26 protein-coding genes are annotated in these 22,001 nt (G+C 40.1%); 2 read left to right on the top strand and 24 right to left on the bottom strand.

The window, feature by feature from the left end:
* The first annotated feature begins 69 nt into the window (after positions 1-69).
* Positions 70-261, top strand: coding sequence for a hypothetical protein (locus NST65_RS12675; RefSeq protein WP_342488916.1), 192 nt, complete (start codon positions 70-72; stop codon positions 259-261).
* Positions 262-293: 32 nt separating this feature from the next.
* On the opposite strand, the gene NST65_RS12680 is transcribed toward NST65_RS12675, so the two are convergent.
* Entirely contained in the window at positions 294-473 is a 180-nt protein-coding gene (locus tag NST65_RS12680) for a hypothetical protein (RefSeq protein ID WP_070326407.1), read from the bottom strand.
* Positions 474-584: 111 nt separating this feature from the next.
* Between NST65_RS12680 and NST65_RS12685 the strand changes: the two genes are divergently transcribed.
* A complete protein-coding gene (locus NST65_RS12685; protein WP_342488918.1) occupies positions 585-1,097 on the top strand; it encodes a hypothetical protein in 513 nt (170 codons plus the stop codon).
* Positions 1,098-1,143: 46 nt separating this feature from the next.
* Here NST65_RS12685 and NST65_RS12690 read toward each other — a convergent pair whose 3' ends face one another.
* The 23 genes from NST65_RS12690 to NST65_RS12800 form a co-directional block, all read right to left on the bottom strand.
* Positions 1,144-1,953 carry an N-acetylmuramoyl-L-alanine amidase gene (locus NST65_RS12690; RefSeq protein WP_342488919.1) on the bottom strand — a complete coding sequence of 270 codons (810 nt, stop codon included), beginning with the start codon at positions 1,951-1,953 and terminating at the stop codon, positions 1,144-1,146.
* Between the two features lie 46 nt (positions 1,954-1,999).
* The gene (locus NST65_RS12695) at positions 2,000-2,419 is read right to left on the bottom strand and encodes a holin family protein (RefSeq protein ID WP_342488920.1); all 420 of its coding nucleotides are present in this window, start codon (positions 2,417-2,419) and stop codon (positions 2,000-2,002) included.
* Between the two features lie 43 nt (positions 2,420-2,462).
* Positions 2,463-2,642, bottom strand: coding sequence for an XkdX family protein (locus NST65_RS12700; protein ID WP_342488922.1), 180 nt, complete (start codon positions 2,640-2,642; stop codon positions 2,463-2,465).
* Complete coding sequence (locus NST65_RS12705) at positions 2,639-2,938, bottom strand: hypothetical protein (protein ID WP_066030402.1); 300 nt, start codon at positions 2,936-2,938, stop codon at positions 2,639-2,641. Before NST65_RS12705 ends, NST65_RS12700 begins: the two co-directional genes overlap by 4 nt.
* 17 nt (positions 2,939-2,955) lie before the next feature.
* On the bottom strand, positions 2,956-4,314 hold the full coding sequence (locus tag NST65_RS12710) for a phage baseplate upper protein (protein WP_342488923.1): 1,359 nt from the start codon (positions 4,312-4,314) through the stop codon (positions 2,956-2,958).
* A 13-nt stretch (positions 4,315-4,327) separates the two neighbouring features.
* Positions 4,328-6,202, bottom strand: coding sequence for a right-handed parallel beta-helix repeat-containing protein (locus tag NST65_RS12715; protein ID WP_342488924.1), 1,875 nt, complete (start codon positions 6,200-6,202; stop codon positions 4,328-4,330).
* Between the two features lie 41 nt (positions 6,203-6,243).
* Positions 6,244-7,995, bottom strand: a complete 1,752-nt coding sequence (locus NST65_RS12720) for a phage tail protein (RefSeq protein WP_342488925.1) — start codon at positions 7,993-7,995, stop codon at positions 6,244-6,246.
* Between the two features lie 11 nt (positions 7,996-8,006).
* Entirely contained in the window at positions 8,007-8,843 is an 837-nt protein-coding gene (locus NST65_RS12725; protein ID WP_342488926.1) for a phage tail domain-containing protein, read from the bottom strand.
* Complete coding sequence (locus NST65_RS12730) at positions 8,844-13,277, bottom strand: phage tail tape measure protein (protein WP_342488928.1); 4,434 nt, start codon at positions 13,275-13,277, stop codon at positions 8,844-8,846.
* Positions 13,278-13,306: 29 nt separating this feature from the next.
* The gene (locus NST65_RS12735) at positions 13,307-13,447 is read right to left on the bottom strand and encodes a hypothetical protein (protein WP_181185444.1); all 141 of its coding nucleotides are present in this window, start codon (positions 13,445-13,447) and stop codon (positions 13,307-13,309) included.
* Positions 13,448-13,476: 29 nt separating this feature from the next.
* Positions 13,477-13,821 carry a hypothetical protein gene (locus NST65_RS12740; RefSeq protein ID WP_342488929.1) on the bottom strand — a complete coding sequence of 115 codons (345 nt, stop codon included), beginning with the start codon at positions 13,819-13,821 and terminating at the stop codon, positions 13,477-13,479.
* Positions 13,822-13,882: 61 nt separating this feature from the next.
* A complete protein-coding gene (locus tag NST65_RS12745; RefSeq protein WP_106071419.1) occupies positions 13,883-14,485 on the bottom strand; it encodes a major tail protein in 603 nt (200 codons plus the stop codon).
* Between the two features lie 14 nt (positions 14,486-14,499).
* Entirely contained in the window at positions 14,500-14,892 is a 393-nt protein-coding gene (locus NST65_RS12750) for a DUF3168 domain-containing protein (protein ID WP_342488930.1), read from the bottom strand.
* The gene (locus NST65_RS12755; RefSeq protein ID WP_017358186.1) at positions 14,889-15,293 is read right to left on the bottom strand and encodes an HK97-gp10 family putative phage morphogenesis protein; all 405 of its coding nucleotides are present in this window, start codon (positions 15,291-15,293) and stop codon (positions 14,889-14,891) included. The genes NST65_RS12750 and NST65_RS12755 overlap by 4 nt, the downstream gene beginning before the upstream one ends.
* Entirely contained in the window at positions 15,293-15,607 is a 315-nt protein-coding gene (locus NST65_RS12760) for a phage head closure protein (RefSeq protein ID WP_268430192.1), read from the bottom strand. The genes NST65_RS12755 and NST65_RS12760 overlap by 1 nt, the downstream gene beginning before the upstream one ends.
* Entirely contained in the window at positions 15,597-15,899 is a 303-nt protein-coding gene (locus tag NST65_RS12765) for a head-tail connector protein (RefSeq protein WP_342488931.1), read from the bottom strand. Before NST65_RS12765 ends, NST65_RS12760 begins: the two co-directional genes overlap by 11 nt.
* A gap of 11 nt (positions 15,900-15,910) precedes the next feature.
* Positions 15,911-16,318: a collagen-like protein gene (locus NST65_RS12770; protein WP_278175349.1), complete on the bottom strand. Its 408-nt coding sequence runs from the start codon at positions 16,316-16,318 to the stop codon at positions 15,911-15,913.
* Between the two features lie 23 nt (positions 16,319-16,341).
* On the bottom strand, positions 16,342-17,637 hold the full coding sequence (locus tag NST65_RS12775; protein ID WP_342488932.1) for a phage major capsid protein: 1,296 nt from the start codon (positions 17,635-17,637) through the stop codon (positions 16,342-16,344).
* Positions 17,638-17,676: 39 nt separating this feature from the next.
* Entirely contained in the window at positions 17,677-18,300 is a 624-nt protein-coding gene (locus tag NST65_RS12780) for an HK97 family phage prohead protease (RefSeq protein ID WP_035701867.1), read from the bottom strand.
* Positions 18,263-19,543, bottom strand: coding sequence for a phage portal protein (locus tag NST65_RS12785; RefSeq protein ID WP_342488933.1), 1,281 nt, complete (start codon positions 19,541-19,543; stop codon positions 18,263-18,265). Before NST65_RS12785 ends, NST65_RS12780 begins: the two co-directional genes overlap by 38 nt.
* 4 nt (positions 19,544-19,547) lie before the next feature.
* Positions 19,548-19,727: a hypothetical protein gene (locus tag NST65_RS12790; protein ID WP_268430168.1), complete on the bottom strand. Its 180-nt coding sequence runs from the start codon at positions 19,725-19,727 to the stop codon at positions 19,548-19,550.
* The gene (locus NST65_RS12795) at positions 19,727-21,418 is read right to left on the bottom strand and encodes a terminase TerL endonuclease subunit (RefSeq protein WP_342489379.1); all 1,692 of its coding nucleotides are present in this window, start codon (positions 21,416-21,418) and stop codon (positions 19,727-19,729) included. Before NST65_RS12795 ends, NST65_RS12790 begins: the two co-directional genes overlap by 1 nt.
* Positions 21,419-21,432: 14 nt before the next feature.
* Positions 21,433-21,948: a phage terminase small subunit P27 family gene (locus tag NST65_RS12800; protein ID WP_342488934.1), complete on the bottom strand. Its 516-nt coding sequence runs from the start codon at positions 21,946-21,948 to the stop codon at positions 21,433-21,435.
* Positions 21,949-22,001 lie beyond the last annotated feature (53 nt).

A 22,001-nucleotide genomic window follows, 5' to 3' on the forward strand; every position in this document is an offset into this window, starting at 1 on the left:
TCGACTTGAAGGGTTTTTTATTTACGCTTATAATCGAACATACATTCTATTTTTACAGGAGGGTATGACGTGACGGATCTTGAAAGAAAGCTTTACCGAATCATCTATAACATGAGCCGGTTCCGTAAGAATCCCACGATCGATGAGCTAAAAAGGAAAACGGGTAAAGATGAACTGGCGATTCGTAAGGCTGTTAAAAACCTTATATCAAGAAAAGAATTAGAATGGGATAAAGAAAAGAAGGAATGGAGGTTTAAATAAAAAAACCCTTCCAGTGGAGGGGTCATGTTTATTTAATTATTTTCTTTTGAATATTTGTTAATCAGCGTTTCGCTAATTCTGCTCACGATATAGATCGCGACTGCTAAAATCAACATCAATGGAAACATACTTAAGCGATCATTTGCAACATAAACAATTATCCCCGCAATTACAGCCACTACAATTGCCGTTAAAAAATGTTTCACCGCCATCTCACCCCTTTGTATAAATCATATACATTTTATTACATATAAGCTGGCATTAAAAGACTTTTTTATCTATAATGATATATGAATTACATTTTTTCCAGAAAGAGGGTTGTTATGAAAATCTTTAAATCTTTGTTTCTTGTCGGTTTGTCTTTGGTTTTAATGTTTTCTGTAAGCGCTCCTGTATTTGCTCAACAAAATGAAGCGACCCCTAAAGAACAAGTAAACTATCAACCTTTTCAATTCTCTACAAATGAAAATATTTTAAACTCGGAAGTAACTACTCTAGCAAAATGGGACGGTCAATTCACTTCAAATTACACTATACCGTCTTATGTAGTCGCATCAGCCGCATCCTACGGCATGTACCATATTACGAGATATTTAACTGCAACTCTTCAACTTGGTCCAGCTGCAGCAGCTGCATTTACTGCAATGGTGACCGGTTATGTCGCATCAAAAGGTGAAATAAAATTAAAGTCAGTACAAAAATATAGATGGATTAAGAAATACACCAAAGCAGAATATCAAGCAACAACAAAAATATATGTTAAAGGTAAATACAAAACGACCAAAACAAAAAAGTGGATTTCAGAAGTAGATACTAACATTGATAGTGTTAATTAAATATTAAACAAAAAAAAGCCCCTCCAATAAGGAAGGGCTTTTCTCTTTACCTTTGTTTAACTTCAATATATTTAGATGCAGCAGTGATGTATAATCCTGATTTAAGTTTATACATTTTTGATCCGTTGACTGTAACGGTCTTATCAATCGTAAATGCTTCACCAGGTTTCACCTTTTTGTGCTTTGCTGACCAATTCGGCTTATCATAGACCCATAGCCACCCGTCGGCATTCGGCTTCACCACGGCCATTTTAACGCCTTTTGGTGTCGTTTCTTTTTTAGGGCTTGTTTTAGATGAAGATGAAACCTTTTTTAAACCGACGGCTGCCGCGATCCCTTCTGCGTGTCCCTCAGCCAACAAGTCAAGGAAAGATTCTTGTTTGAGCAGCGCAGCATCTTCTTTACGGTCGATGAAGAGATTCTCGGTTAGAATTGCTGGCATTTTTGTTTCTCTTAACACCGCAAGGTTTTTAGACTTGGTCCCGCGGTTTGACGTTTTATCTTTGATTTTGCTGAGAATCACATCATGTACGATTTTTTGCTGCTTGCCAGTGCCGGATGATGCAGATAATTTGTCGTAACGATACGTCTCAAAGCCTGTGCCACCAGCTGCATTGATATGGATTGATGCAAAATAATCAGCGCCCCAATTATTTGCTAGTCTAGCTCTTTGAGACAGATCAATATAAACATCAGTTGAACGCGTGAGTTTGACCGTTGCCCCGTATACCTTTTCAAGAATTGTTTTAGTTTTCTTAGCAATCTTTAATACAAGTTCTTTTTCTTTTAATCCGTTTGCTGTTGCGCCCGGATCGTGTCCGCCGTGTCCCGGATCAATCATAATTTTCTTTGTCATGTTCATCTACTCCTTAATTTGTTTTTATATAGAAAAAAGCCGCCGATTACTCAGCAGCTTTCTTTTCCTCTTCTTCTTTTTGGCTGTCGTTTTCAATGACGTGAAGACGGTCTGTAATAGAAGCCGGAATTTTAACGCCGATCTGTGCAAGGTTTTCTGTGATAGAAAGCCCTTCATTTGCAATATAGAAAAGCACTGTCCCGAAGGTCAGCACTCCATTTAAACCCATGATCTGATCAATGATGTTAGCAACAATCACGACAACAAAACTAAGCATTTTCCGCACGTAACCGAACCATGCTGTACGGCTGCGTAGTTTGCCAACTTTCCACGCTTTGATGATACCCGTCAGAACATCAATAACACTTAGCAGTACGAGCAAGTCCAGAAATTTCACTCCGCCAAATAAATAAGTCTTCGCTAAATCCAATGTTTCAAAGTTTATAAACACTATCGTTTCCTCCATTTCTTTAATCACCTCCTTTCGAAGGCAAAATAAAAAGCACCTGTTAAGATGCTGTGGTTCCTAAATCTGCAGAAGCAGCTGGCTTGTCGAATGCGACGCCTGTGATCTGCTTAAACTCTTCTTTTGTTATTACTTCTAATGCGACATACTCCCGCATGATCTCAAGAGTGTAAACGCCCCAATCCCAAAATACTTTTATGTCGTTCGCTGTTGGATAAATCATGATGCCCCGCCTTTCTGCAACTGCGAAAGCTGCAATGTAAGGAGAGCGACTTGTTTTTTTAGCAGCGCTACATCATCTGGTGGCGGTGGATCAGGCTGCAAACTATCAATGTATTCTTGTGTTGCTGATTCAAACCACTCTTCTTTTTCGGGATCGTACTTTGCAATAAACAGCCCATCTGGTGGCTGTTTATCTGTATAGCCTTTGGGGATTTCCTCTCCGTTTTCTACATCAACTAAGATGTCTTTGTCTGCTTGCCAAATGTAGTTTTCATCATATTTATACACCCAAATCATGTTCGCACCTCCCACGTTTACTTTGCTTTAAAACGGACCCCAAACGTAATAAATTCATTTGGGTTTACCGTATTAGAACAAGATTGAACACAAACTCGACCGTCAGTACCTATATAGGTGCGGTGATATTGCGGGACTCCCGGTGTCCCCAAACTGGATGCTACACCAATAAAGTGAAATGACTGCAAAGGAAAGAATCCTTCAAGTAATGTAAACGCCTCGACATCATTACCAATCACACCACCAGTAATAGACCCGATGATCTCCACCTCTCCCGAAGCATCTTTTGAGTAGCGTAATGTGTGCGGAAATCCATCTGATGAAACATATTGTTTCCATCCTTTGGACAATGAAGGTGTTTTCCAAGTGACTGCAGCATCTCCGTCTGTTATGAGACGTTTCCAACCTCGAAAGCCTTGTGCATGGAACGTGCCAATCCAAGTCATATTATCAAATGATCTCGTGGCAATAATCCTTTTGTAATTAATTTCATTTTGGACATATGATGTTTCTAAAACTTCAATGTAATAGAAACTGGAATCATTCTCTACAGGCAGATTTAACAAATTTGCTCCCATATAAAAACCCGTAGTCAGCAAAAAAATATCAGTACCGTTTGGCAACCTTGCAACTTTACCGTCGTTAGGTGTAAGCCTATAAAGCTGGCCGTTATTCCAATTACTTTTTTCTGATTCTGTTACGTGAATCTTTTTGTTTTCAAGGTGCGGATCGACGTACTCTTTTGCCGCTTCCAGTGCCGCCGCTACTTTATCTTTTGCACCTGCAGGTGTTTCCGCGTGATCATCCGTGTATTTTTTAGCTGCCGCAAGTGCTGCATCTGCTTTAGACTGCGCGCCTTCCTTTGTTTCAATCTTTTCCAAGTCCTCAAATTTTGATCGTAACTCGTCAATTGTTTGAATTGTTTCCTCATACAGTTCGTTAATTTTCTCTCTTAATGCCTCAAACTCGTCTACATAATACTCGGTGATCGGTACAATATCTTGATCAATGAGTGACTTTGAAATGTTAAAAGAGAACTGATGCACAGACATAGATTGATCATTTGTATAGTACAAGTTTAATTCAGCTTGTACTAAGCCAAAGTGCTTAACTTCATTGTCTGACAGGATGTATTCAGCTTGACCTTCGACACGATCAATAATTGTTACGTCTCGAATGAATCGGCTGCCGTCAGCCATAACTAATACAAGTTTTCCTGTGACAGCTGCAAGAGGTAACGGCACGCCATCTTTCATGAGTTTAAATATCAACCGTGCTGTCTGACGGTCCTGCGTCCAAAAATTTATGCTGGTTGATACGCTTGAACTGGTATACGCGTTTACATCAAAATCAAGTGGACCATTTTTGCGAATCATGTTATCACCTCTCTCATGTTACATTTTCAAATGATTTAATAGGATCAACGCTGTTGTCTTTCAAAGAACCTTCTGCGCCGGCTCCTTTTAGTCGATTGCCGAAATGCTGAATCCTTGAACACTTGCTAGTAAAATACATAGCGTATCTGCATTTTTTCCCACGCACTTTGTTGAATCTTGCTGCTGAATCTGTGACTCCATCCATGAAGATAATTCCGTAATACGGGTTTGATGAAGAAGTCCTTTTACCAGCATTCTGAATATCGCTGAAATCAACGTTTATGTCCTCTGAATCTCCTGAAACAGAAATCCCCGAATATCCAACTTCACGTAAAGTTGTGTTTGTGACATCAATGTTCTTGCACCCTAATTCTACGCGCACGCCGTTTCCTTCGATGTCTCGTCCGACGTTTAGATCAGCTTTGCCATTGCTGCAGCGTGTTAAGAGCACCCCATGATGCTTGATGTCTCTAAATTGATTGTGAGACACCAAAAAGCCATCCACATCTGATAAATGGATAGCGTGCTTGACCTTTACGCCGTTGATTTTATTGCCGGAAACATCCACGTCGTCAATTTTTTGAATCCCTTTACGGCCATATACCTGAATAGCATGACGCTCTTTGATATTGGTAAAAGTGTTATCTTTGACTGAGAGACGCTTTACCTTGTTGACCCTGTTCGTAGGATTGCCGTTTGCGTCTTGCGTGTAGACCGATTCAACTCTTGGGATCATTAGTCTTACGCCGGATGCACAATCCTTAAATCTGTTTCGGCTTATTACAACGTCTTCCCATTTGTTCCCTGAAATTGCGTACTCGGTCGTATCTTCAAAATCGTTGTTTTCGATACGAATATCAGAATACCAAAAGCCATCTGTGCTGGTGTGAGAATCTATCCCTCGTGCATATCCTTTTAAGCTTTCGGATCTGCTGAAATAGCAGTCTCGAATAGTAACATGCTTGCTGACAGTTTGGTCATAAGCACCAAAGGCGCCGAAGTTGCCCGCCGATCTCATTAAGTCCAGCTGAATCGCAGCAGAAAACCATCTGTCGCCTTTATAATCAGCGAAACCTTTAAACCAGACATTTTCAACTAAGACGTGCTTATTGCCTGCGCAGTCAAAAGCATGACCGCCGCACACATCCTTGATAGTGATGTCCCGTATGATAATGCGCTCAGCATGTGCAAAACCTATGACTGAACATTGTTCTTTAATCTCTCCCCCTGCGCTATCAAACATTCCCTGACCGTCAATCAGCAAATTCCCATGTCCCTCATAGCCTTTGGTTTGATCTTCTTTGTCACCATTTACAAGCATTGACCCTACAAATCCGCGCCTTATAACTGCGCCAGCCTGTAAGGTCAAGTGAGTGTTTTTATAGATACGGGCTGTCTCCGTTAGCTTGTATTGTCCAGGAGGAACAACAATGTGCACAGGGTATAATTTTGCAAGACTAAGAGCTGCCTTGAATCCTGCGGTAAAACTTCCGTACTTTTTAATAAACCTTTTTAGGTTTAGGGAAACGGCAGCGTCTTCTATTTCTTGCTCAAGTATTTGGAAATCATAATCAAGACGATCTTTTGCGGTGGGATGAATGGATGCATCCCTAGCGACACGAATATCAATCACTTCTTTAACATCTTTTCCATCGTGATTTAATACTAGATTGATAATCCTTGACCACATGTTGTCTATTCGATTGGCAACAGAGAATAACCCATGTTTGATTTGATTCGACGTATGAGCTATATCGTTTGTTTTATGCCGTTTCAAATCATCTGCATTCTGATTCAAATGAGTTTCTATAGACTGCATATCCTCTCGCAGCTGCTCTGCGTATTTCGAGTTTCGTCTAGTGTCATAGTCCTTTCTAAGCCTCACCATGTTCTCACTCTCCTTTCTTTTTTGGCAAAAATAAAAAGACCCTATCTAAGCGTCTTGAGCATGTCGTTTATATATCGTTGTAAGTTTTTCACTTGTTTTGCTTGATCTACTGTTATTCGCTGTATATCTTTTCGGAAGTTGGCAAATGTGATCGTCGGGCTACTGTAAGGATCGAGAGGATTATGCTGAATTGATACGACCCTTAGATCATCCTCAAAGGTTATTCCGTCTGCTGTGTCGGCGATGACATGTATCGTGTCGCCTAACCAGAAATCTTGCTCAATTTCAAGAAGTTTTGGTTCATATATTTTCTGAAACTCCACCTCTACTGTCATTTCAGGATATGGATTTACATGCTTTTTTAATGCTGAAATGATGCTACCAGCTTTCTTGTATCTCTCATCTTTAATTGGCTCCGCCCAGCGCGGTTTGCCTTCTATGAGAAATTTATCTTCATCGGGATGAATATAAAGAACTGGTTCAAATACATACTCAGGCTCTTTCTCTTCATCTTTTGATGCTTCTTTTTCATTTTCTGTTGTTTTGCTGTCATCCTTTGATTTAGAAACAGAATCCGTTTCTTTTTGAGCGCCGTATCCCCACGCACGAGTGGTACAATTTTGGGAATCTGTCGTTATAGTGATACCCGGCATGTTATAACGACTATCAAGCACAAAGTCTATTTCTTGTCCCATCTTTTTGTAAACATGGATTTTGTAATTATCTACGTCTAACTCTATGTCATAATCTTCAATGATTTCATCCATAAGCTCTGTGGAATTTTTTTCACCGAAGTTTTCTTGTTCCGCAGAAGGAATTTCACCATCTTTTGAATGTATGACATACTTGAAATCAGTTCCTTTAAGAGCAATATCAAGCGCTTCTTTTATGCTTAATTTCTTAGAAACTGTTTTTTCAATTCTGTTATTAATCAACAGGACAGTGAAGATGTGCGCAGCTGTAACCGTTTTTGTCAGCATTCCATTCTCTTGATGAAGACTCACGTTGGTAATGTAGTATTTTTGATGATTATATTTCTTTTCATCAAGGTATAAAATGTTATCCACCACTAACAACTCAAACTCTGCAGCATTTTCCAGTGTACGAACTAACGAGAATGTAAACGATTTTTTACCTGTGGTATCGACTGTGAAATCAACAGAGGTACCTGTGATTTCTATGACTTCCTTTCCATCCTTGCTTGAAACATGCAGCTGCGGGAAATCCACATCAGACGGTAAATTTTGATTGAGTGGCATGTCTTTCCCATCGTATTCCTTGCTTGGGTAATCAGGACCCGTTGGTGTTTCTGGTTCACTCGGTTCTTCTGGTAGATCATCCAAATTATCATATTGTGTGAGCTTGTAAGTAAAAATGATGCTGTTTAATTTTGTAGCATAATGGATATCAGTCGCATAACCACCCTTTGCAACAGCAGCAGTAGCCTTTTGATAGTCTTTTTCGCCAACCACTGCTTTATAGCGACTAAGCCTAGTGTATAGACTTCCTAGATCAGCAAGGCTCTCTGCATATGATGGATACTTTCTAAAGCGCGCTTGTACTCTCGTTTCATTGCCGTGCTTGTCCTGTTCTTTGGTCCACATTAATACATATTTTCCGTTATAAGTCCCTTTGACTCCAAAGAGGTTGTAAGCTTGTTTAGAAAGACCACTCGTCCCGAAACCACTTTCTAAGCACCCTTGAGCGATGACAAGACTTGCAAGAACGTTGTATTTTTTGTAAACCTTTTGCGCTCCCGGTGCCAGTTTTTTGATAAAATCAGCCGCAGCCATGTCATCCCTCCTTATGCATAGTAGAACCTTGTGTCAAAAACAATTTCAATGTCACTTGCGTTCTGTATTTCAAAATCGTTTCGGCCGATATCAAGTGAGGGGAGCCTGCCAGATGTCTTTAGACGTTTTTTATTTGCGACGGTGTATTGTTTGATAAAAGAAACTTCCCTTGATTTAGTTAATTCATCTTCAATTTTCAAACGCTCTCCTGTCGTATGATTGATGATGGTTACACCTTTTCCTTTAGCTTTCAACGTCACTTGATAATCATGACGCAATGGGTTGATTCTAAAGTCTCCAATGTTATAGATGCTGAACGTTTTTTTGTTCTTGAATGAATACTCTAGGTCGTCACGCATCTCGATATTCATTCCGGGACTCCACCGTTCCCCCTCAAATGTTTGACGATTTAATGATGTGCTTTTTGATTCAGCAGCACCCAAAACATCCGTAAATTCTACTGTAAACACAACATGATTCTTTTCTTTTTCCTTTGGAACTGAAAAATTCCCATCACAAGTCACCAAGAAGCGCCTGTTTGGGAATAAATCGCAAGCAATATAGTATGGGTACGGTTTAACTAATAAAGCATAAAGCTCGCTTCTGTAGCTGTAAAAATTCTCAGCTATTATAGAGTTCATATATATTTCAAGCTGAATCTGTCTTTCTTTGTACTTCACGTCCCTCGGGTGTTGCGGCAGTACAATACCATTAATTCGTGGTAATGACACTGTCTCAAATTCAACAATTGGTGAGGCAGGTGTCAGGCTTAACGGATGGAAATGAGGAAGCAAGTCATTTAGGCTTTGCTCACCCAGTCTATTGTTAAAATCAATATATAATTCCATCTACCTCACCCCACTCATAAATGCTTCTTTTCTAAAACGTTCACCTGTCGTTTGGTCTAGCTTTCGACCATCCATGTAGTTGTTGCTATCTTTTGAAATTAATTGTTCAAAACCTTTTTGCATCATCATTAATCCTTGAGACAGCAGGTCTATTTGTTGCGCCATAAGACCAATTTGTTTGTTTTGGTTTTCAATCATTTGTCTCATATCTGAGCCGTCTTGCTGCCTGCTCTGAGGCTTGTCTCCTTTGTTACTAATACGATCAAGCATCTGTAAAGCCGTGGAGATCATACCATCCCCAAAACTAGGCACTCCAAGCTCTTTACCGAGATTAGAGTATAACTGTAAAGAGCGTTTACGATACTTAGGCTCAGTCGTAATTGCATATTCTCGCCAGCCGTTTTCTCCCAGTTGTGCGATTTGGTGGTTATCAATGACACCACCAGATGCATAACCGATGTAAGGGCCACCGCGTGCCATAGATTTAAGCCCCGGGTGATTGTATATTCCGCCGTATCTTTTGTTTAAATAGTTAATCGCGGCAACAATTTGGTGTACTGGATGTTTGATGTTTCCGTATCCGGGCTTTTTATAAGCAGCAAATGTGCTTGGTATAAATTGCATGAGCCCTTGTGATGGGTGCCCCGCTCTGGCGTTGCTATCCCATCGGTTAACTAAGGTCGGGTTTCCACTTGATTCCTTCATCGCAATGGTTTCTAATGCTTTTGCATAGGATGGAGAAATTCCAGTGATGCTTATAGCCTGCGCGACCCACTTTTTGACCGCAGCGCTACCACCTACACCTTTGAATGACCCTCCGTCTCCTCCAAAATCACCCAACGATTTTGTTAGAAATCCTAAAGCACCTTTTTGAATTGTCTTTAAAATGCCTGTTCCAAGTCCGTCTATCCCTTTACCAGTTTTAAACGGGATGAGACCGCCAAATATATTGCTGATAATTTTCTTTGGGCCAGCCATCACAAGGTCAAAAATATCTGATCCGAAATTTTTCACCTTGCCGACTACTTCACCAGCTTTTTTGGCGCCCTTTTTAAAGAAATCACCAACACCGCCAGCATACCCCGGTAATTCCTGTGCCGTAATTTTTTTGGTCTGATCATGAGGCAGTACCGATGTTCCGCGTGGTAAATCCCATATTTGAGGACCACCAACGCCGACCATATATGTTCCAATACCAGGAGTATGAGCAAGCTCATATCCTTCCTCACCGACCAATGCACGACCGCCCGGATGGTAGTCAGTACCTTTTGCGTATGAATGCTTTGCGCCATCTTTTTTGCTACCGTATCCCTTAGGCTTCCACTCTGGAATTGTCTTCACGTTCATGAATTCGAGAACTTTATTGATACCGCCAGTAATGGTATTGACGACTCCAGCTAGATCCACAAGAAACGTATCCCAAGCGCCGAGAACTTCACCAGTCTCCCAATCAACTTGCTCGATATGTCCTGCAGCCTGTTTTTTCGCTTCTTTTACCACGCCCTTATGACTTTTTTCAGCTTCTTTTATTGTTTTTTCTCGTTGTTCTTTGGCGGCTTTAACTGTTTCGTCATGTTGCTTTTTGCTAATTGTCTTTTTAACGTAACGTTGATCATCCGCCTCTTTAATAACTGCAGCTGCTTCCTTTTTAGCATTACTAATAACCTTATCCTTGGCATCTTTACTATGTTTCACTGTGGCAGCTGCTTGTTTGGCCGACAAGTTAGACGTTTCTGCTTTTAACTTTTTGGAGATGAGTGTTTGTTCATCCTTGCTTTTTGTAAGAGCTGTTTTAATTTCTTTATTTATTGCTTGTGTATGTTTTTTGACTTCTTTCCATTCTTCTTTAGTCAATTCACGGTGTTCTTTAGCTGCTTTTTCATAGATTTTTTTTACTTTATTCTCGTGTTTCTCTATTTCCTTTTGCTTCTTCTCATTACCTTCTTTGATGTTATTAAGAATTTTCTGTTCATCTTTACCCTTAAGGGAATCATTTTCTGCGTAGAATTTCCCTAACACATCTAGAGCTTTATCAGCACTGTCTTGGTAACCTTTTTTCAACGCGCCTGCCATCTCTGAGAATTTACCTGTCATATCTTTGGCTAAATCATCTGTAATCTTTGTTTGATTTCGATAAAGGCTGTCTAATTTTGCATTGGCTTTTGTCTCCATATCTTTATAAGCATTTATAGCTTTAGAAGTGGATTCAGATACTTTATCACCAAAATCTATCGTTGCTGGCAAGACTCGTTTTTGCAGGTTGTCATAATATTTAAAACCTGCTTCGCCTAGAAGTGTGACTCCCGTTATTAAAAGACCTACTGGACCACCAAGCAACGATAAACCGCCTCTAAGCAAACTTACAACACCTGCACCTTTTTTAAGGATGTTAAACAGGCCAAAACCGCCCTTTGCAAGTTTCATAAAACCGCCTGCGCTTTTCACGGCGTTTACCCCAGTCATAACAATACCTTTACCGAATTTTAGTAGCTCAGGAAGAAAAGAGAGCGCAAGACCGCCAATCATACCCATTGGCCCACCAAACATCATTAAACCGCCGCCAGCAATTCGAGACGCGCCGCCAAGTCCACGCATTGTCCTAGATGTTCTTGTGGCCGTTTGGTTTAGACGACCCATACGAGTAGTCGCTAGACCTGTGTTTTGTTGTAAACGCCCCATACGAGTAGACATAACGGCCGTTGAGGTTGCAGCTGTGTTAATGCCTGTCGCCGCAGTTCTTGAAGCGACACCCGCAGCTGTAACTTGTGTCGTGTATACTCCTAGACTTGCTGATGATCCTCTGACACTGCCTGTCAGATACGTACCAGCAGTTCTAAGCACTCTCCACCCCTCGGCCATTCTAGGAATGGCACTCAACAACAATAATGAAGCCCCACCTAAAAGGCTGAAAGCTGTTACGGCAGCACCAGTAACGGCGATTGTTTGCATTACAGATGGAGGCAGGTGATCAAACCAGTTCACGATTTTTGTTAATCCATCTGTAGTGGCGCGGATCACTGGAATAAACTGATTACCCAATGAAATGACTGCGTTATTTGCTGCAGAACGCAGGTACTCCATTGACCCCGCAAGGTTGTCCATTTGACCTTTTGCCACTTTTTCAGCGACACCGCCACTGTTTTCTATCTGTTTGGTGAATTTGTCGATCTTATCACCGCCCGCATGAAGCAGGGTAATAAAACCAGACAAAGCATGCTGACCAGCCAATTGCTTTGCAATACGAATTTTTTCAGTTTCCGTATAGTTTTTCGTCTTTTCGTTTATCTGATCTATGATGTTTGATAAAGGTTTCATGCGGCCATTTGCGTCAGTAATACTAAGGCCAAGCTCGTGAATTGCGTTACCAGCTGGCTTTGGTGGTGCCGCAAGCCTTGTTAATGTGGATCGTAATGCGGTACCTGCCATATCTGCCTTGATTCCACTGTTCGCCATGATACCCGTTGCGGCCGCTAACTCTTCCATGCTGACACCTGCAGTTTTTGCTGCTGGCCCCGCGTATTTCATTGTTTGTCCAATCTGTTGAAGCGTGGCGTTTGAGTTGGTGAACGTGTAGGTCATGGCGTCCGCCACACGGTTTGTATCTTCTGCAGCAATGTGAAATTCCGTTAAGATGTCAGATACAATATCTGCTGTTACACCTAAATCTGTTTGCCCTGCTGCCGCAGTAGCAAGCAAGCCCGGCATGGCACCGATAATGTTATTTGTCTTATAACCAGCCATTGCAAGGTACTGCATGCCTTCTGCTACTTGACCATCTGTAAATTGTGTCGTAGCCCCTAAATGACGCGCCGTTTCTGTCAGACGGCCCATTTCATCATTTGATGCGTTCGCCACAGCACCAACCCGGCTCATAGCTTTTTCAAAGTCTGCGGCCACTTTAACCGCGCCGCCAATTGCAACGGTGCCTGCTACACCGATACCTGTTAGTGCCTTCCCTGCCATTCCCGCAGCAGAGTAGACAGATTGTAACTCTTCTGATACTTCCCCAGCGTTCTTCTTAAAAACAGAAAAAACACCAGCTGCTTTATTGCCGGTGCTTTGCAAATGCTCAAATTCTTTAGATACATCTCGCAATTCTTTTTCTAGCTTTTGATGAACAGCGATGGAGTCATTCAGTTTTCGGGCATGTATTTGTGTTTCTCGCGCATCACGGCCCTTTTCTCTCACAAGCTGTTCATATCGTTTTCGATGTTCCTGAACAATTCGACCTTGAAGGCGATATTTGTTGTTAAGTCCCTCTACTTGTGATTGTAATTGCTTTGATTTATCACCAGTATTTTTATAAATGGCCGCAGATGCCTTCATTTCAGAGTTGGTCAATCTCAATTGCCTTTGAAGGCCTGTTATACCTTTATTAAAACCTGAGTCATCCAAATTGACCTTGGCGACCATATTTCCGATTGCTTGTGTCATATATGTATCACCCCTCTTTCCTGACTGAATTAAAAGAATACTTGATCAATAGGGACGAGTTTCGGCTTGTTTTCCTCCGCGGCTAATTCTAAATAATGAAAAATATCCATTTGATCAATTTCATGCATTTTCCATCCTTGTTTTAACAAGGTGCTATAAATTTCATTCAATTGATCCTTCCCAGTTTTAACGGACTCTTCTAAGCTTCCACTTCGGGCAAAAAATCCTTTTCTTCGTCAGTTTCAGGCATTTTAAAACCCATGATCTCCATCATTATTTTCCTTACCACTTCTGCAATTTCAAACGACTGAAATCCCTCCTGAAATTGTTCAAAAGTAAACTGGTTATTAAAAACTCGAACTATGAATTTAATTCGTTCATTCAGGCTTTTAATAAGCTCTTTAGCATTTTCTGTTTTGGTTGCTTCTTCATCTAAAACAAATGCCTCATAAAGTGTTTTTGCATCCGTTCTTGGTGCAATAAAAGTTTTGAGTTTTTTCTCTTCCTCAAACCAGATTGAGATTGAAATTTGTTTTTGAGCCATCATGACTCCTCCTTTTTCGAATTAAAATAAGAGAGCTGGAAAGCTCTCTTTAGGAAAAAATCTAAGCGCCTTTCCCTAAATCAGCACTGATTTTCTCAGCTGATTGATAAGCGTCTCCATAAACTTTTTTATAGAACTTATCCAAATCAAAACCTTCTGTATCCTCATCAGCAACAACTTTATACAATTCGTCTTGTTCTCGATCTAAAAATTCACCGGATAGTTTTGCAGTTTGAAAGTCTACCTTTTCCTCTTTAGTCTTGACATCAGTGCTAGGAATAGAAAATCTACCTTGCACCAGACCTACATATCTTTTCTTTCCATTTGCTTTAACTCCATAAAAAGACATGGCCACCCATGGAGGAATGTTGTTCTTCTTGTATAAAAGCATGCCGTTTTCTTCCTCTAATCCAAGCAGCATAATAGAGATTTCATGTGGAAGGTCACGCATTTCCATTTCAACTTTAGTAGACCCGGTTGAGACAACCATATCCACAAGTTTATTATCTGCATACTGTTTTTCAGTTGATTGCTCTGGTTCGACTTTCATATTGATTGCATAAGGAAACTCGTAAATTTTCTTTGCAACCCATAGCCCACTCTCTTGTTTAAGTGGTGAAAATTTAACACCAGCAACCCCAACTAACGAGCTGTGTTGAGTCATATATATTCCTCCATTTATATTTCTATATTTTTTTCGAATCTATAGCCTTTTCTGATTAACCTCTCTTTATCTAAAAAATCAGAAATAGGTATCGTTGGTGCAAAATCTAAACGCGCCATCACATCACCAATCGCAGCTATAATGGGTTGTGGATCGGCGTTGTGATAAACATCAATTTGATAAGTTGCGCCATCTTGTATGGGTTTATCATCAGCCCATTTGATTGGTCTGTAGTTGATTTCTTGCAGCACGACATACGGCGGATTCGACTTTGTACCCTCTGGCACTGCAAGCTCATAGATGTCACCTTTGTCTATTAAAGAAAAAAGCGCTGGATCATTCTCCAACGCTTCAAAAATGGCATTCTTGCAAGTATCTGCACGCCTTATTAAGTTTTGATTGATCATAGTTTACTCAGCGCCTGTCGGTATTTATCTGCTACTCTTCGAATAGCCTCGTCCCATTTTGCATCTACAGTACGCGTAAAGAATTTTTGCGCAGGCTGATGTAAGGTGCCGAATTCAGGAAAGTGAATTCTCCATTGTGTATCCTTACGTGACTTCGATTTCGGCCAACCAACCGCCACGTACTTCATCCCGTCACCATCAGTACGAAGCCGCGTAATATCAAGATCATCTTGCATGTGTTTCTGGGCTTTGTCGGACCTTGGTGTGTTTGGGTGAAGTTCATCTTTTATGACTGTTGCGCCAGCTGTAAGAGCTTCTTTATGCATCTTGCTGACCTTTCTTTGCATGTTGCCAATGGCGTTTTCTAATTCCTCTAAGCCATCAATTTGTAAATTAAACATCACTTCACCGCCTTTGCCCTAACTGTGAGGAAATGAAGCCTTGAATGATTCGGTAATATAGACTCAATTTCGTAAGTTTTCCCTTTGAATAAGAGCCTCATATGTTCGTCAATGTCTTCCCGGTGGCGAATGGTGAACTTGATTGTATGTTCTTTTTGGATAGCAGCTGCCGCATAATATTCAGCACCTTTTAATCCCTCTGCTTTGGCCCAGCACTCAACCACGGTTTCCCAACCGTTGTCACCATCGACAGGTAAACGAGTCTTTTCTTTTTTCTGCTGAAACTGGATGCGGTGTCTCATGTCATTCAGCATCTTTTTCACCGTCCACAACCAAGTATTTGAGTTGATTGACCATTGTTGTGAGCACCCCATCAAGATTCGAGGTCGTTCCTGATATTTGCCTATTCTCATACCAATGAGTTGTAAATGACATGACCGCCAGCTCTGCTCGGGCTGAATTATTAGGAAATTTCAGACCTGTTGCATTCGTGATGTACTCTTTTGCTGAAGCGATAAAATGTAAAATCAAATCATCCTCCGCATCACCATCAATGCGGAGGTATTTTTTCGCTTTTTCAAGCTCTTTTTGTTCTGCCTCAGTCATTTGGCATCACCTTATTCAGATTTTGGTTTTTCTAAAGCTTCGACTCTAGTTTGTAATTCGGTAATCAATTCTTTTACAGCTGAATTGAGATTTTCCCACATGACGCTGCCAGTACCGATAGTACGAGAGTTGACAGATTTATCAGCTAAGTGTTCATTTTTAATAGCGCCTTCCTCAATTACAGCTGCATCACCCTTATCACCTTTTGGCCCCTGCTCTCCTGGATCGCCTTTTTCTCCTTTTGGACCTTGAGGACCAGTATCCCCCTTCGGACCCTTTTCGCCTTGCATACCTTGAATGAAGAGAGGGTTTTCTTCACTGTTTCCTTTTAAATAAACAGGCGTGATAGGTTTACCGTCTGCGCCCTCCTCTGCAGATGTGTATACTCCATTACTTTCAAACAAATAATCTTTAGCCATGATAGATCAATTCCTTTCAATTTTTATTTTCCAGCGTCTACGGACTTATCTTCAGAAGGTGTTTCAACTACTGCTTCCTCACCTACAACTAAATCAGTAACAATTACTGCGGCTTCGGGATCAACTACTTTTCCGTCAAATCGTTCAATACCTCTGAAATATGTTTGATCTGTTAGAAATGCATCTGAGCCGATGTCAGTTGATTTGATCTCGAATTTTTGACGATCAAACATAAAGTATGCATTTTTAAAATCACCGAATAGAATATGAGTTTTTTGTTTATCGTCTGTGACAATCTCGTCATACACTTCAACGGGTCTACCGAATAAAAGGAAGCTATCCTCATTGCGTGGGTCCTCGGCTAAAATCCCGCGGCCATTTTTATCTTCAATGTTTGCTAACGTTTCAAATGCCTCTGTATTCATCACCCATTTTGCATTTTTTCGATAGCCTCTTTTGATTTGGTTTTTAACTTTTCTCAAAAACTTAATTGTAATTAGAGAAGGAGCTTTGAGAGATTTATATTTTTTACTTGTTATAATCCCCTCTACATTGTTTTCTCCGCCTTTTCCATAGAAGACTTCATCATTTTCAGTTACAGTTGCAGATTCAGAGAGCCATTCTACAATCTCCCTCACAAAATTAATGAAAGAATCATTCAATAATTCGTTTGGGATAGGCAAAAAGCCAGCAAATTTTTTGACGTTGTATGTGATTTGGTCGAACTCCATATTTTTGAGTTCTTTGATCGCTTCTTTTTCAGCAATGTTATATAACTTTCCTGCAGCACCCTTTCTTACTGGATAGCTACCTGCTGGTGCCGTCTTTGGTACAACCCGTACCAAGTTACGAACAGAATTTAATTCTTGAATAGACTTAATAATCTGTTTCGAAATATCATCCGGTACTGTGTATCCGCCATCCTTATCACTGCTAGATGAAAGCTGTCTATTTTCTTTTAAAACTTCCTGCAGCATTTTTCTTTCTTCGTTACCTAATTCATCATCACGACCAGTCAAGACCTTGAACCATGCATTTCTATATTCTTGCGTTCCTGTTAAGCTGCGTTCTTCGTCAGAAGAATCAGATTCAGGATCTCTTTTCTGTTCCGGGACATAATGTCGGTCTTCAATTTCTGGTGCATCGAGTTCTCTTTCCTCAGACATCATTTCAATTCTTTTTTGCAGTGCCTTTGCATCATCAAGCATAGAGCGTGCTTCTTCATCTTTTCCTTCACTTATTAAATTCCTAGCTTCTTGCTTTTTCTGTGTGAACTGCTGGCGCAATTGACGTTCCTCTTTACTCATCATTACTGGCATAGATTTTCCTCCTTGATTTTGAGCATAAAAAAAGACCCACTATATAGTAAGGTCTAGTAAGTCTAGTTCCAGCTCAATCCTCTTATTTGATGTGTTTTTTTGTCTTTTTAAAACTTCTACTTTTTCTAGACTTCTTTCTCCTACAACAGCTTCCGTGTCGCTGTATGCAGGAGTTGTGACAAGTGAAATATCAAAAATGCGATTGATTCGATTGATTCGGCGCTCATATAACTTTTCTTCTTCATTTCTTGTCCATTCATCAGGTTCTTCATCACCTGAATGATCAAGGGAAAACGAAAAAGAACATTGATTGATTACGCCTGCTCTCAAATTCTTCATCAAATCTTGTCCGTAAGTGGTGTCTGTTGGCTCAAATCTAAATTTCAGCCCTATTGCATCAACAGTTAATTGGAGACTACCAGCGCCCGTTGAAACAGTGTTTCTTGCTAATGGATAATCAATTTTATGATTAAATAAAGCAATTACATTGGACATATCTGCTTCGTCCAAAGCTCCACGGCTGATGATTTCCTTAAACCACCCAAGGCGCTCAGACCACTTTTCAAATTTAAGGGCATAACCCTCTACATATTCACTTTTGCTTTCATCATCAAGTGACCTAACTTCAATTTCCGTCGTTAGCTGTCTGATTTCCTTCGGCATTATTCGGATCACCTCCTTTATGGCCTGCTTTAGCCATCTGATATTGATCTAACATATCTAAGAAAGTGTAATTCAATGAAACTAGGTGTCTGTCCCCATCAGGAATAGCATTTTTCGATTCAAGAGCACGAATTTCATTTATATTCATAGCTCCTATTCGTTCCATAATTTCATAGAATTCAGCTCTTGATTTTGAATCACCGCGCAATTCACTATTAACATTAAATTGAACATATAGCCCTTGCCTTATTTCATCATCAGTAAACAGCTTTGTGTTAATTTCTTGTTCAAAGGAAACGATCCACGGCTGTAAAGTATTCTTCACATATTCTATAGATTGATGTTCGATATTACTGAATGTAGCGCGGTCCAATTCATTTATCTTATGAAGAGGCACCTTGAATATGGAAGCGATTTGAGCCTTATTGAATTTCATAGACTCTACAAATTCGGCATCTTTTAGAGGCATTGAAATAGATTGATAATCAAGTCCAGCATCAACAATCGCAATACTTTCACCTGCATTTACTCTCTGCCATTCTTTTCTTGCAACCTCTTTTGCCTCTGGTTGTAACAGGGTTGGGATTTTCAAAATACCTCTTGGTGTTGCATCATTTTTGTACAATTTAGCGTTAAACTTTGTTGCAGCAGATTGAGCACCAATATGTTCCCTTGCAACCTGAATTGGACTGAGGCCTACTATTCCATCTTCCGTCATTCCTTTAAAGTGCAGAACTTCTTCCGCATGTAATTCAGCTCGTTTGTTATTGATGATTGTTTCGTACCACAATATACCTGTGTTTGGATCGAGGTACGGATTTGTATTCGCTGGATTAAGAGGGATTAATGTTTTGATATCACCTGTTTTATCTGAAAGAATCAAAGAATATGCATTTCCCCACGTACAAACATGCGTCATCATTACTTTTTTCCAAGTAAAAGCTGTCATATATTGATTGGGCTTTAAATAGAGCAATTTAAAAACAGGATGGTCACGCTCTCCTGAAATATTCTCTCCCAGCCTCCGAAACATATGGACAGATAGTTTTGCTATATCATCTGACAAAACATTTATACAAGAAAAAACATCAGGATGTTTTAACGAGGTCGATTCACTCACTTTCTCTCCGCTTGCTGTTTTACCACCACCGAAAATATCAAACACCCATTGCGGGACCTGTGACACCCCCCAGCCACTGTCTGAATCTGTTGATCTTTTAGAGAACATACCTTCTAATAACAATTAATCACCTCCTTCGGCTCATTAAAATTGCTGTAAATATAAAAAAAACACCTGTCACTAAAAGACCGATGATTTCATGTATTTTATAAGCTGCTATTGTAATAAAGATTGCCCCAGCAAAAAATACTAGGTCATTTAAGATTGAGAATAGGAAAATCATAATTTTTTTTATGATATTTTTCATTAGAATGAAAAGCCCCCTGACAAAATATACTCATTCAAATCTAAATGATCATCATTTTGACTAGCTCTCACATGAGCGTTTATGAGTGCAGCTGCTGGGTCAATACGTTGTGACGATTTTGATTTATCAAGCATGATATTCTCCTGCGCGTCAATCTTTGTGACGGCATTCCCCATCGCCCACGTTAATAGATCATTGTTGTCGTGGATTAATTTCCGTGCTTTAGCTTTCTCACGTAAATCTTTGGTCGGCTCAGATAAGGTTTGCACCCCTTGTCTGATCTCGATCATGACATATCCATCAGCTTCCATCTGCTGCGCAAACTGCGTTGCGTTATATGGATCATATCCAATCTCTTTGATTTTCCACCCTTTATCCTTTTCCATTTTCTTGATGTACGCACGAATATAGTCATAGTCAACGACAGCACCATCAGTGAGAGTTAGCCAACCTTTTTTGACCCACAAATCATATGGTACCTTGTCAGTTTTCATCCTCTCATGAAACGTATCTTCTGGCATAAAGCCGTGTGCTGTAACATAATACATCCCATTTTCGAGAGGAAATTCAAAACTGGCCGCTGTTAAATCAATTCGTTTTGATAGGTCTATCCCCGCATAACATTCCTTACCTTTTAAATCTGGTAGACCTTCACTCAAACCGCAATCAGACCATGCTTGCATATCCATATATCCGTTTGATCGCATGTTCACCCAAATATCCATGTTTTTGGTGAGGAAATCACGCATTTTTTCTGGTACATTCAAAGCCATTTCTAAACGCCGTCTTAAATAATTTATGCCAAACTCGTGTTTTGCAAGTATCGGATTTGCTTTTTCCCATTTACCCTCGTCTTTAATATCATCATCTGCATCTAACTCATTAATCATTGCAAAGTAATGGTCATTTTTCTCTACCATATTAGGATCTAAAAGACGAGAAGCAAAATTATACTCGACACGGTAAGCCGGATTATTCAATTCAGGGCCAGCAGTTGTGATAATTACCATTAAAGGTTGTGATCTTGCTCCCATACCCGATTCAATAACATCATATATTTCTGATGTTGGATGAGCATGATATTCATCAATAATTCCACATTGAGGGTTAAATCCATCTCCGGTTTTCCCGGCATCTTTTGCAAGTGGGGTGATAATTGATTTTGTTTTAATATGTTCAATTGTCCCATATGCTACCTTATATTTTTTTGATGGTTTATTGAGAAGATCGCTCCCCTCAATTTGAGCCTCTATTTCTTTCCAGCAAATCTTGGCCTGCTCTTTTTTGGTGGCACCTATATACACTTCCGACATACTTTCTCCAAGCGCCATTGCTTCATAAGACCCAACAGTTGCTAAGCTTTGAGTCTTTGCATTTTTACGGCCAACTTGCCAATACACAGTTGTAAAACGGCGAGTGTCGGTATCTTTGTGGACCCATCCATAGACATTGCCAAAAATGAAAATCTGAATAGGATCAGGATCAATATTCTCGCCTGCTAATGGTCCTTTGGTATGTTTAAACTGAGTCATCCAATAAAGAAATCTGCGTGCTTTTTCTTCATCAAATACATACGGAAACTCTTCTGTTCCTTCTCGTTTAACATCATTCAAAAAACGTTGACAAGCCCAAATGTGTTTTTGACAAGCTACAATTTCCCCTTGTAGTACATCATTTGAGTAATCAACCATAAACTGCTTAATTGTCACACGTTATCAAACTCCTTTTCAGCAGCCGTCTTTTCTCTGATTTCCTGAGTTTTGGTGATCGCTAGTTTTGCGCGGGCTGATGGAGTGAGACCAAAATCATTTGCAGCTGACTTCATTTGATCAAAGAAGTTCTTTTGTCTTTTCAATAATGGATGTTCTTGTCCAATCAATTCAATTGGTTTTCCGTCCTCATCAAATCCATCTTTTTGCAGCATGAGTCCATCTTCTTCTATCACCTTTGTAATAGAAATATATTGAGAATAGGCATTACAATAGGCGGCCAACATGCTGATATCTGCCTCCGTTATAATGTCCACTTCCTTTAATAGCTCGGCAATCCGTTTGAATTCCTTTTTAGCAACCTTGTCTAACCAGGATGGAGGTTTGATATTGTTTGATCGCATTTTCATTTTCTGTTCTTGCTCGGCGCGCATTTCCAATTCATCAGTATTTTTCTTGTTTGGGTTACCTTGTATCAATTGAAGGGTTGCGGATTTTGCAGGTCTCGGCATATTTTTCACCTCATTCCGTTTCGATTTTTTCAAATTTATGCTTGTTTTTGATC

Origin of the sequence: Bacillus sp. FSL P4-0248, assembly GCF_038593305.1 — a bacterium.
Taxonomy (GTDB): Bacteria; Bacillota; Bacilli; order Bacillales; family Bacillaceae; genus Bacillus; species Bacillus safensis.

What these genes read in the sequence shown, in the direction of transcription:
- NST65_RS12760 (WP_268430192.1), bottom strand. Translation starts at nt 15,607, where the DNA reads ATGCTGAATGACATGAGACACCGCATCCAGTTTCAGCAGAAAAAAGAA.
- NST65_RS12780 (WP_035701867.1), bottom strand. Translation starts at nt 18,300, where the DNA reads ATGCCGAAGGAAATCAGACAGCTAACGACGGAAATTGAAGTTAGGTCA.
- NST65_RS12715 (WP_342488924.1), bottom strand. Translation starts at nt 6,202, where the DNA reads ATGGTGAGGCTTAGAAAGGACTATGACACTAGACGAAACTCGAAATAC.
- NST65_RS12695 (WP_342488920.1), bottom strand. Translation starts at nt 2,419, where the DNA reads ATGGAGGAAACGATAGTGTTTATAAACTTTGAAACATTGGATTTAGCG.
- NST65_RS12765 (WP_342488931.1), bottom strand. Translation starts at nt 15,899, where the DNA reads ATGACTGAGGCAGAACAAAAAGAGCTTGAAAAAGCGAAAAAATACCTC.
- NST65_RS12770 (WP_278175349.1), bottom strand. Translation starts at nt 16,318, where the DNA reads ATGGCTAAAGATTATTTGTTTGAAAGTAATGGAGTATACACATCTGCA.
- NST65_RS12710 (WP_342488923.1), bottom strand. Translation starts at nt 4,314, where the DNA reads ATGATTCGCAAAAATGGTCCACTTGATTTTGATGTAAACGCGTATACC.
- NST65_RS12720 (WP_342488925.1), bottom strand. Translation starts at nt 7,995, where the DNA reads ATGGCTGCGGCTGATTTTATCAAAAAACTGGCACCGGGAGCGCAAAAG.
- NST65_RS12790 (WP_268430168.1), bottom strand. Translation starts at nt 19,727, where the DNA reads ATGAAAAATATCATAAAAAAAATTATGATTTTCCTATTCTCAATCTTA.
- NST65_RS12725 (WP_342488926.1), bottom strand. Translation starts at nt 8,843, where the DNA reads ATGGAATTATATATTGATTTTAACAATAGACTGGGTGAGCAAAGCCTA.
- NST65_RS12705 (WP_066030402.1), bottom strand. Translation starts at nt 2,938, where the DNA reads ATGATTTGGGTGTATAAATATGATGAAAACTACATTTGGCAAGCAGAC.
- NST65_RS12685 (WP_342488918.1), top strand. Translation starts at nt 585, where the DNA reads ATGAAAATCTTTAAATCTTTGTTTCTTGTCGGTTTGTCTTTGGTTTTA.
- NST65_RS12680 (WP_070326407.1), bottom strand. Translation starts at nt 473, where the DNA reads ATGGCGGTGAAACATTTTTTAACGGCAATTGTAGTGGCTGTAATTGCG.
- NST65_RS12800 (WP_342488934.1), bottom strand. Translation starts at nt 21,948, where the DNA reads ATGCCGAGACCTGCAAAATCCGCAACCCTTCAATTGATACAAGGTAAC.
- NST65_RS12690 (WP_342488919.1), bottom strand. Translation starts at nt 1,953, where the DNA reads ATGACAAAGAAAATTATGATTGATCCGGGACACGGCGGACACGATCCG.
- NST65_RS12730 (WP_342488928.1), bottom strand. Translation starts at nt 13,277, where the DNA reads ATGACACAAGCAATCGGAAATATGGTCGCCAAGGTCAATTTGGATGAC.
- NST65_RS12700 (WP_342488922.1), bottom strand. Translation starts at nt 2,642, where the DNA reads ATGATTTATCCAACAGCGAACGACATAAAAGTATTTTGGGATTGGGGC.
- NST65_RS12755 (WP_017358186.1), bottom strand. Translation starts at nt 15,293, where the DNA reads ATGTTTAATTTACAAATTGATGGCTTAGAGGAATTAGAAAACGCCATT.
- NST65_RS12775 (WP_342488932.1), bottom strand. Translation starts at nt 17,637, where the DNA reads ATGCCAGTAATGATGAGTAAAGAGGAACGTCAATTGCGCCAGCAGTTC.
- NST65_RS12745 (WP_106071419.1), bottom strand. Translation starts at nt 14,485, where the DNA reads ATGACTCAACACAGCTCGTTAGTTGGGGTTGCTGGTGTTAAATTTTCA.
- NST65_RS12750 (WP_342488930.1), bottom strand. Translation starts at nt 14,892, where the DNA reads ATGATCAATCAAAACTTAATAAGGCGTGCAGATACTTGCAAGAATGCC.
- NST65_RS12795 (WP_342489379.1), bottom strand. Translation starts at nt 21,418, where the DNA reads ATGGTTGATTACTCAAATGATGTACTACAAGGGGAAATTGTAGCTTGT.
- NST65_RS12740 (WP_342488929.1), bottom strand. Translation starts at nt 13,821, where the DNA reads ATGGCTCAAAAACAAATTTCAATCTCAATCTGGTTTGAGGAAGAGAAA.